This is a genomic window from Parabacteroides sp. MSK.9.14 (genome assembly GCF_019041495.1).
Taxonomy (GTDB): domain Bacteria; phylum Bacteroidota; class Bacteroidia; order Bacteroidales; family Tannerellaceae; genus Parabacteroides; species Parabacteroides merdae.
Genome location: NZ_JAHPXO010000063.1, coordinates 1 through 11,008 on the forward strand (window position 1 = coordinate 1; position 11,008 = coordinate 11,008).

Annotated in this window: 6 protein-coding genes; all 6 read left to right on the forward strand. The window is 41.6% G+C overall.

Annotation, left to right across the window (positions count from 1 at the left end; all coding sequences use genetic code 11):
• Positions 1-195: 195 nt before the first annotated feature.
• Entirely contained in the window at positions 196-639 is a 444-nt protein-coding gene (locus tag KTG12_RS20460) for an ATP-binding protein (protein WP_139322581.1), read from the forward strand.
• On the forward strand, positions 636-1,397 hold the full coding sequence (locus tag KTG12_RS20465) for a LytTR family DNA-binding domain-containing protein (RefSeq protein WP_216945527.1): 762 nt from the start codon (positions 636-638) through the stop codon (positions 1,395-1,397). The genes KTG12_RS20460 and KTG12_RS20465 overlap by 4 nt, the downstream gene beginning before the upstream one ends.
• Positions 1,398-1,639: 242 nt before the next feature.
• Complete coding sequence (locus tag KTG12_RS20470) at positions 1,640-4,675, forward strand: T9SS type A sorting domain-containing protein (RefSeq protein ID WP_122334212.1); 3,036 nt, start codon at positions 1,640-1,642, stop codon at positions 4,673-4,675.
• Between the two features lie 12 nt (positions 4,676-4,687).
• The gene (locus KTG12_RS20475; protein ID WP_216945528.1) at positions 4,688-5,389 is read left to right on the forward strand and encodes a PKD domain-containing protein; all 702 of its coding nucleotides are present in this window, start codon (positions 4,688-4,690) and stop codon (positions 5,387-5,389) included.
• Positions 5,390-5,452: 63 nt separating this feature from the next.
• Positions 5,453-7,918 carry a CARDB domain-containing protein gene (locus KTG12_RS20480; protein ID WP_122334210.1) on the forward strand — a complete coding sequence of 822 codons (2,466 nt, stop codon included), beginning with the start codon at positions 5,453-5,455 and terminating at the stop codon, positions 7,916-7,918.
• Positions 7,919-8,030: 112 nt separating this feature from the next.
• Entirely contained in the window at positions 8,031-10,847 is a 2,817-nt protein-coding gene (locus KTG12_RS20485; RefSeq protein WP_216945529.1) for a CARDB domain-containing protein, read from the forward strand.
• Positions 10,848-11,008 lie beyond the last annotated feature (161 nt).

Below are 11,008 nucleotides of genomic sequence, written 5' to 3' on the forward strand. Positions count from 1 at the left end.
ATGGGCCAAGTTTATTTAATTTTTAATTCGTCCCAATTTTAATGGGACACTAATGTTAATGCATTAAATATCATATTGCCGACCTTTCGGCAATATGATGGATTGGACAAGCCAATCCGTTTATTGATAAAAGTATTAAGGGGAAATCTGTTTTTTTCGGAACAGATTGCTGTTCCCTTAAAGGATGAAATACAATTGGTAAAGGAATACTTACAACTGCGTTTGTTGGGTAATCCTGACCGGATCCGAATTATTTGGGAATTACCACCGGAGATACCTGATACTTGGAAGATTCCTTCAATGTCTGTCCAAATACCGGTAGAAAATGCTGTGAAATATGCTTTTGACCCGGAAAACGAAGAGGCTTGCATACATATTCGTATCATCGAAAAGCAAGGCAGCCTTTTTATCGCAATCGAAGATAATGGTGTCGGTCTTGCTGCAGACATGCAGAACCGCCAAGAGAAACAAGGTACAGGTTACGGACTGAAAATTCTACGCCAGACCATCGATATTCTGAATAGCCGGAATAAGAATAAAATGAACTTTATTATACAAGACCGTAGCCTGCTTGAACCGGGAGGGCACGGGACTTTAGTTTCTCTTGTTGTACCGTTAGATTATACATTTGATTTATGAGTGAAGAAATTACAGTCGTGATTGTAGATGACGAAGCGGCTTCTGTCCGCAATTTGAGTAATGATTTGTGTGTCTATTCGGATATACGGATTTTGGAAACAACCACTTCGGTAGAAAAGGCAAGAAAGATCGTGATTCGCCAACAGCCGGATTTGCTCTTTTTAGATGTGGAGATGCCCAAGATGTCCGGTTTGGATCTATGGCAAAATATCCGTGCGGATGTCCATGCCGATATGCGTGTTGTTTTTTATACAGCATACGATAAATATGTATTGGAGGCTTTGCGGGCTTCTGCTTTCGACTATCTGCTGAAGCCTTACCTTCCGGAAGAATTGGATGCCGTCATCGAACGTTTCCGCTGTGTTTTTTATCGCAGCAGGGTGAATATGGAGCAGTCCATGCGCCGTCTTTTAGCCGATGACTGCAAATTTGCCATCCAGACGGTGACCGGCCTGTTGTTTTTGAAGCGTAGTGACGTGTTGTTATTTCGTTTTTCAGACGTGAGCCGTTGCTGGCAACTCTATCTGTCCGACCGCACGGATTACAAACTCCGCATGAGTGTTTCTGCCCGCGATTTGATGAACATGAGCGTCTCATTTGTCCAAATCAGCCAAAACTGCATTGTCAATCTGGACTATTTATGTTCAATTGAGAATAAAACTCTCGAATGCCACCTTTATCCCCCTTTTGACGACATTGAATTGATCGCCTCTCGCCGATATTTCGGAAAGGTGAAGGAGTGGTTAGAGATTTTGTAAGGTGTATCGTCTTATCAATGTAAGGTGTATTATTTTCCCGGCAACGATGTTTTTCATGTTGTCCGGAAATTTAATTTTTGTGTTTGTCTGCTATTTTGTACCGCTTAACGATGAAATGCCACTTTTGTACGCTCTTTGAGTTTTAACTGATTGTGAAGGTTATGGATGGTTTATATATTTGAAAATTATTTAAAAGGGGATGATCTCCTAGTTATTGGGGAATAATTTAAAATATATAAAGGATGAAACGAGTTTTATTTATTTATTATTTGTTGGGAGGATTACTCTTTTTGTTACCCGATTGGCTAAATGCACAAGGTAACGGCAACATGGTAGGGATTGAATTGACCGGAAAACAGGAGTTTGGCTCTAATGTGGTTTTTGATTACCGTAGGTCGGAAATACGTAATCAACTCTGTATTCCTCCAGAAGTACTTTGCTTGTCGGTCGGGACTCAGATTCATGCTATATCCATACCTTATAAAATAAATATCTATGATGGATCCACTCTCACGCAATCTTTGGGTAACATGCGTATTGCGTTGGGAGAATGTCAATCTATACCCAGCTATAGTTACCCTTATTCTTATATCGAAGAGGGGATGGCTACACTCTATGAAGGAGGAGATCAATTAGAGGTGACTCTTACAAACAAAATGCAATTTGTTACATACAATTTATCAGCTCCTTTTACCTACAACGGGGGATATTTGTTGGTGGATTTAAAAACAACAACTGCTGTCCCTATCACGCAAAACATAAATATCTCTACTAACTTTCATGAATACAAAAGCATCCTAAACCTACGTGGACAAGACGGGAAACAACCTTATAAAAATGATATGAAACCGGATCTTGTGTTAGGAGTAATCACATCTCCAGGCAATGCGGTTCCGTATATTCCTCTCCAATTCAGAGAGTCTATCTTAGGGTATGCACCAGTAGGAGGCTCTTCTCCTAAAGTGGATATCCAAATCGCTAACATCGGGGATCAGCCTTTAGAAGTGAAAGGGATAACTGGTTCTGAAAACTTTGCATTGGTAAATTCTAAAATGGTAGCTGTTGGTTCAGAGGAAATAATTCAATTCCAATTTACCCCAAAGAATGCTGGTACACGGGAAGAAACTGTATTTTTGCAGACCTCTGCCGGAAAAATCGAAATGAACCTGTCAGGTACGACCTATCGTCAGACTCCTTATAACAGGGTGATTAAGGTAAGCCCTGAAAATCCTTTATGGGAGCAATTGATGAATGAAGAAGATAGGTTACAAATAACAGAGTTAAGTATAGAGGGACAGGTAACAGAAAAAGATATGAGCTTTGCATCTTATGAAATACCCAACCTGATTCGATTGGATATGTCGGCAGCTGTTTCATCTGATGCGAATGTGTGGTTCAATGAAGAATGTTGGCCGCAATTTGAACAATTGGCATTGCCTGCTGGGGTTAAAAGCATAAGGATACCTCAAACCGCAACCAACTTGTCTAAACTGATTCTACCTTTAGGATTTGAAGGGCTCTCAGGTGACTATAATCAGGAAACCCAAAAAGAATCGCTTCCCGCCAATTTGACCACGTTGATCGCTTTTGGACTTAATTCGATATCAGTGAACTCTGATGCGATACAAACTATTGAAACTGTTTACGTCCCAGAGAATGCTTTGGATAATTGGAAAAATGATTATCGGTGGCACGATAAAAATATCCTTCCAATTACCGATGCCGTTCTCCATCCCGATTTTGGAGGGAATATGCTGGTTCGCGATGAATGGGTCATTACGATGGACAATTATCCGAAAGGTGAAATCGGAATCAATATTAAGCCGGATGAAGGACAGGTGACCGCCTCTGCTTCCTTGATAAATAAGGCTCCGGTGCAGATAAAGGAACTGAATATGTCATATAAGTTGAATGGGAGAGGAACAGAATATAATGAACCTCTGCCGGATGGGTTGTTTGTAGAAAAAGGAATCTATTCTGTTTTTATAAATGAAAACGAGGAGGCTGCACTCCAAAGTGTCTCTTGTGATTTGAAGTTGCAACCCCAAAAATGGCACTTTCTCTCTTTTCCTTTCGATGTGGAAAGGACTGCTTTCGTCTCTGCTCCTGAAAACGGTTCGCGACAGTATGTGGTTCGCACATACGATGGGCAATCCCGAGCTGATAATGGTATGCATAATGATAGGAACTGGAAAGATGAAACGATGAAACTGAAAGCTGGATGCGGATATATTTTACAAACGGATGATCCAGAACAGTATCAAAATGATGATAGGTATTATAAATTGTCACTTCGCATAGAGGGTGCGGATTTGGTACGAGATTTGATGAAAACAGAGGCCGTTTCCATTCCACTAGAGTATTATGGATCATCATATGATGATAACAAAAGTTGGAACCTGATTGGTAATCCTTACTTGTCTTTCTATGATATCCGGGATATTGTTTTTGGTTCTGCTTCCATTATCGTCATTTGGGACGGGCAGGGATATATTCCCCTTTCCATCAAGGATGACTCATACTCGTTACGTCCGTTGGAGGCGTTCTTTGTGCAGAAACCGGATGGCGAAGAAGTTATCACGTTTAAACCGGAAGGCAGGAGAATTAATGCGGAATCGACCGTTTTTTATGCCTTGCGATCTATTTCAGATACGGACAGGAAAGTCTTGAATTTGCGTTTAAGTGGTGAAACCTATACTGACCGGGCACGTATTGTAATCAATCCATCGGCTCAACCGGGGTATGACATGAATAATGATGCAGTCAAATGGATGAGTTCCAATAAGGAGATCCCACAGTTCTATACCCTTGGTGGGGAAGGCAAGCGGTATGCCATCAACGAGCGTCCTTTAGGAACGGGCTCCGTACCGGTTGGCCTTTATGTCGGGCAGACAGGAATCTATACATTCGAAAAAGTGGAGGATGAGATTTGGGAGCAGGTCTGTCTGCTTGACAAATATGAAAACAAACAGGTTGATTTGTGCTGTGATTCCTATTCGTTCCATGCAGATAAAGGGACTGTGGACGATCGATTTGAAATCCGTTTTGGCATCCCGACCTCTAATCTTCCGGTAACCTCCACGACCAGTCGTGTCCGGACGGAAGGTCATACGCTTCATATCGAGGTTGGCGAAAAGACAGAAGTTACGATCTATACCGCTTCGGGTATTGAGAAATATCGTAACCGCATTGAGGTTGGTTCGACCGCTATCCATTTGGAATCCGGTTTCTATCTGGTGCGGATCAACGAGACAACTCACAAAGTAATCATCCATTAAAAGACAATGATCATGAGATATTACATTTTTTTATTTATAACGTTCTTATTCCCTATTTGTGTGTGGGGACAGTTTAATCCTCATAATCCGGATGAACCCAGTATGGATAGATTAACTCCTAACTATGATTATGCGGTGTATAAAAATGGTGTGACTTTCACGAATAAATCGAAAGGAGCCAGTCGATATTTGTGGAATTTTGGAGATGGGAATACAAGTACCTTGAAACATCCGGAACATATCTATTCGCAACCGGGTTCTTATAAAGTTGAGCTGACAGTGAAAAATGGTAAAGAAGAAAGGACTGTCATCAATTATATTATGATTGCTCCAGAATCAGAATATTCCATATCTGGTTCATTCACATTGAATCCATCCCAAAAAGGTATTCGAAATTTCCAGTTGTTGGATGATATGTTCAGAGACTTAATGGAGCTACCTTTAAGTGGTGATGTGACTATTACCGTAGCGCAAGATCTGGATTTGTCGTTATCGAATTTGAATATGACGGAAGTTGCAAATAAGTTGATTCCTAAATTGAAAGATTCTCCTTACAAGGTGAAGTTGGAACAGGAAAATGGTAATTCAAGTTTTCTTAGTCTTTGGAATGAGTTGAACAAAGAAAACTATGGACTATTGGAGCAATTAGTTCAATATATGGATTGGGGGGTCTCAGTTCGTTTCGGAAACGAATCCTTTCATATAGGAAACTGAGATTGGGTGTTTAAACCCGGTCCGATCTGTTATGGGAAGCAAAGTGATGAGATTAGGTTTGATATGTATTCGGAAGCATTTACTTATGAATGGAAGTTAGTTGAAACCCAGGAAGGTTTAACAGGATATAAAGAGTCTGGTTCAGGTAAAATCCCTGCGATGGAAGTGATTAATACTACCAATAAATATCAACCGTTGGCTTATGAAGTTTCTTGTCTTTATCAAGGAGAGATTTATGCGACTCATCTTGTTACTTTATGGGTTTATCCCCAAACTATGTATCTGAATTTGTTGGAACCATCAGACAATGGGCTGATTGCGACACCTGATGATGTTAATTTTTCTTGGGAACCGATTCCGGGGAAAAATTATCATTATGAAGTTTATATACGTAAACAAGGGGCAAGTGAGTTTGATTATATAAAAGGTGTTTCTGATAGCAGATGTCATATTGAGAATTATAATGGATTTTTTCAGTTTGAACAGACCTATGAATGGTATGTTCGGACTTATCATCGTTGTAGTGGAGAATATGTTCAGAGTGATCCCCGAACCTTTACCATCGGTAAAGCAGCCGATTTGGAAATAACAGAAGTGAAGGTTGAACCGCAAACGGTCGTATCCGGCAGAGAGTTTACGATTACGGCAATCGTGACCAATAAAGGGGCAAAAGAACTTGGAACGATGTCATGGAGAGATCAAATTCGTTGCACGAACGCTTCAATTTCTACCCAATATAAAGATCATGCGAATCAGGGTTTGGAAATCGGAGAAAGCTATGAACTCAACTTTACGTTTAAAGCACCCTATGAAGAGAAATTGAAGACTTTGACGTTTGAGATCTATCTTGATGTGGATGATGCTCTTCTGGAAATGAGCAAAAGCAACAACCGCAAAGAGATTGAAATCCCTTTGGCTTTGCTTACTATTCCGGAAGATGAATTCAAGGTATTATGCGACTTGTACACGCAGGCTGGTGGTGACCAATGGTATTTGAACCGTCATTGGGACGTTACGACCAATGCTGTAGACAAGGATGGTTGGGAAGGGGTTACATTAGACGAGGATGGACATGTGCTTGAAATAAATCTTTCTGGTCGGAACTTGGCTGGGCCGCTGCCAGCAGGATTGTTCTCGCTGCCTTATTTGCAAACATTGGATTTGAGCCGGAACGCCTTGACTGGCAATTTAGAAGAGATTGTTCCGGAAAGTTCGACCGCTCCCGAATTGGTTGCTGTCAATCTGGAACAAAATCAATTGTCAGGAATGATACCGACAAGCATCAATTCTTTGCCAAAATTGGAGAATCTGAATTTGAAAGGTAACCGGTTGGAGACCGTTGCAGGCTTGATTTCGCAAAAAATAAACCTTGTCATTATCGGTCAGACGTTGCCCAACCGGCAAATCGAGTTGCGCCACAAGTTTGTACTAGACTTGCCAGAAATCTGTTTGTATAACCATGATAAACAGGCGAAAGAGGAATGGCCCGGGTTGTCATTGCAAGTCCCAGGCTATGCGACTCCTATGGATTTGAAATATCAAGACGATGCGTATGGTTTTGTTTGGAACAGCTATTACCATACGATCAATCTACCTCCGAATCAAGACTTGGTGCTTACTCAAACTTCTAATTCGGCTAAAGACAGTAAAGTTACAGTCCAGTTGTTTTTTGATCAAGGCGATGCCAACATGGATGGATGCGTAAGCATGAATGATATCCGGCATACATTGAACTTTATCAATGATGACAATAATAGTAGTGGCAATGGTGGTTATATCAACTTCAATTATTATGCTGCCAATACCTATCAGGAGAAACAAGCGGAATCGACCATCAACGTGCAAGATTTGGTTGCTACGGTCAATATCCTGTTGGAGACTCCGCAAACAAGAAGTGGCTCCACCTTGCGTTCTGCGGATGCGGTAAGTTCAGAGCCTGTCGCCTTCCTTTCCGTTAAGAGTGGAAAACTGGTTATCGACAATCCGGCAGAATCGGTTATGGATTTGGACATAACCCTGAAAGGAGTTACTTCGAAGCAAATTGAGTTATTGCTCCCAGCTAACAATTATCTGTATAGGACCCGCGATGTCGAAGGCGGTGTGCGGTTTGTTTTAGTGTGCATGAATGGTTCAGGCATCCCTTTGGGCAAAACAGACATCATGAAGGTTAAAGGAAGCGATGCTTTTGTAGCTCATGCCCATTTGACAAATAAGGCGGCTAATGAGGTTAGATCCGACTTTGATGGGAAACAGGTGGCAACCGGAAATAATGCTGTATCAATGCCGGACGGATTGTCTGATGGTAATATCCGTATCGATCATGATGTCAAAGCACTGGTTGTCTCGGTGTACGATATGGGCGGACATATTCTTTCTTACAACCGGGTTCATGAAGTCGTTCCTGGTGATTATAAGGTAGTCCAATGGTTGCCTAAAGGACTTTCTTCCGGTATTTACCTCGTGCAGATTGAGCTTCATACAACAGATGAAATCAAACATCAAACAATAAAAGTTTCACTTACAAAATAAGCAAATTATGAGAACCAGACATTTAATAATACTGATATTGGCATGTCTATTCCGAATGCAATTTGTTTTTTCCCAAACAAACAAATTGTATATTTCCCCAACGGATTGCCCGTTGGGAAAGACTACGCAGGTGAAAATGCAGATGGACAACCGTTCCGAGGTGGTCGCTATCCAGTTCAATCTACATATACCGGATGTGGTAACATTAGAATCAGCTAATGGTATCCAATTGACAGAAGAGCGTAAAGATGATCATAGTATATCGGTAACACCGAAAGGCAATAACAACTATTTGGTGGTTGTCATGTCCGGTAACAATAAACCGTTCAAGCTTGTTTCCGGAGCAGTGATTCAAATTCCATTGGTTGTGCCCGATAATTTGGAAGTGGATAAAGAATATCCGTTCGAACTTACGAATGTCATACTGGCTGACCGCAATGGTAAGAATGTGATGACTTCATTTGATGCTGGAAAGATCAAGATCGTGGATGACAACGGACCGGATATCACCCCGAAAAACATCCAATTGCAGTCTGACAACTTTAAGCCAGGAGGCAATGTGACCCTGACATGGAATGTCGAGAATATCGGAGGAAAAACGACGGATGACGGATGGAACGAATATCTTTATTTGGTGGATGAGCTTGGCAATGAGTATGCTATTGGAAATACACGGTATACGGAGACCTTACCAGCCAAAGGTTCTATCTCGCGTAAAGCCGAGTATAAGATAGGCGATTATCCCGGCATAGAAGGGAAGGTAAAAGCGAAAGTTGTCCTCAAAGCGTTTTCCGACTGGGAACTGCCTGTTTATGGGGAGAATAATGAAGGTGAATCGCAAAATGAGTTGAATATGCCAAAGGTTCTGGCTTGGAGTCTGAATGCAACGGTCGTTCAGGAAAAAGGGAGTCCGGAAGTTTCATGTATGTTGGCCAGGAGTGGTTCACGACGGAAGGAGGAGACATTTACGTTTACAAACGAAAGTAAGTCGCGTTTGCAAGTGCCGGAGCAGATAACGATCCCTAAAGGAGAATCCGGTACTTATTTTAAGATAAAAGTAATAGACAATGAGATTGCCAATCCGGATTCTTTTGTAGTTGTGACTGTTACGGGAAACTCCTATCTGGAGTTGAAAAAAGAGATATGGATCGAAGATGATGAACATCCATATCTGAAGATGTCGGTGAAGGAATCCGAAATAAAGGAGGGAGGAATGGTGACGATGACGCTTGAACGGGAATGGAATATCTCGTGGCCGTTGGAAGTACGGTTGCGTTCTGACCATTCTAATCGGTTTATCGATTTTCCGTCTGTCGTAATCATTCCTGCCAACCAAAAAACGGTAGAAGTGAAATTGAATGTTGCCAATGACGACCTTCCCGGATTGGACGATGAAGTAGTATTCACGGCTTCTGCTCCCGGACATATATTTGATTTGGAGAGCCAGCGTTTTGTGAAAATTTTGGATGATGATATACCGGATATCGATCTGATTCTTTCCACTACAACGGTTAGTGAGGCGACTCAGTCGGTTGTGGCAACATTGAAGCGTACTGGAGTGACGACCAACAAGGTGACAGTACATCTGACAGACAATGGGAACGGACGGATCAGTATACCCGCTTCGATTGTGCTCGAACCGGGTATGACAGAAAAACAGTTTGTCATAAAGACAGTTGATAATGCCATGAAAGATGGTGATAAGGAGGTGACGATCAAAGGTGCGATTTATGTTTCTTCCTGCAATTGTTCGACTGCAGGAACTGAAACCGGTGTGTTTGAAAAGAAAATCACGGTTTTGGATGACGATGATGCCAGAGTAACGAGTGTCGCCTCAAAGACGACTTTATTGGAAGGGGAAAAAGGAAAGATCACAGTATCTGTCAATGAAGTGCTTTCGACTCCTTTGACCGTCAAGTTGTCTTGTGACAATAAAGAGGTTCAATTGCCGTCTACCGTCATAATTCCTGCCGACAGCCGTAGGGTGGATGTCGAAATCACAGTCCCCAGAAATGAAGAGTCGGAAGGGAACCGAATTATAACAGTTGTCATCGATGCTGGTTCGTATGGTAAAAACACTTGTTGGCTGAACATTACCGATCAGACGTTGTCTGATGCGGTGGTGACAACCTTACAGACAGAAAAAGAAATTCCGGTAAATGGAAGTGCGAAAGTAAGTCTGACTATAAAGAACGAGGGAGCAGCCGCTTTGTCTGCACAAGCGAAGGTGTCTGTTTATTTGAGTACAGGAAAAGAGTTGAATAGTAGTTCGATTGCTTTGGGCAGTCTTTATACGCAGAAGGAATTGGCGGTAGGTGAAAGTGTTACATTAGATAAGAATTTTACATCTCTGGAAAAGACCGGTGACTACCATCTGATAGCCATCGTAAACGAAGAACAGACGAAAAAAGAATTGTCGTATATCAACAATACGTCAGCTCCATTTGCTTTGACATTAGCCCCTTTATATACAGTACAGGTTTCTTTGGATAAAAGCGTGCTTAAAACCGGAGAATCTGTCATGATCACCGGAAAAGCAACCGGCAGTAAAATTGCAGGTGTGCCGGTTGATCTATACATTATTAATAATGGCTATCGGAAAGTCATTTCCGTGACGACCGATAATGCTGGTGTTTTCCAAACGAGCTTCACGCCTGAAAGTTGGCAAATGGGGCATTTCAGCGTGGGTGCCTGCTATCCGGACGAAGGACTCGAAAAGGAGATAGCCGGGTTTGATATGTATGGGTTGAAGAGAGTTGACGTATCTCCTATACAATGTGAAGTATTGGTAGGTCAGACACAGACTATTCCTGTTAAAATCAAAAATATATATTCTACAGCAAGTAATATTAAAGTAAACGCAGCAAGAAAAAGCAAGGTTGATGATAATACAGCAAGAATGCAGTCTATTAAGCAGTTAGGTGTTTAACTCATAATACTGCATAAGCTGAAAAAGGAGATCCGCTAAAAACAGCGAAAGACTTCAGTTCCCATATCGTTACTGATATAACGGGAATAAGAAACGGCACAACGGGTTCTATTTCAGTAATTTGCACAGTTTTTCATACCTGAGGACAACTCGCTTGATAT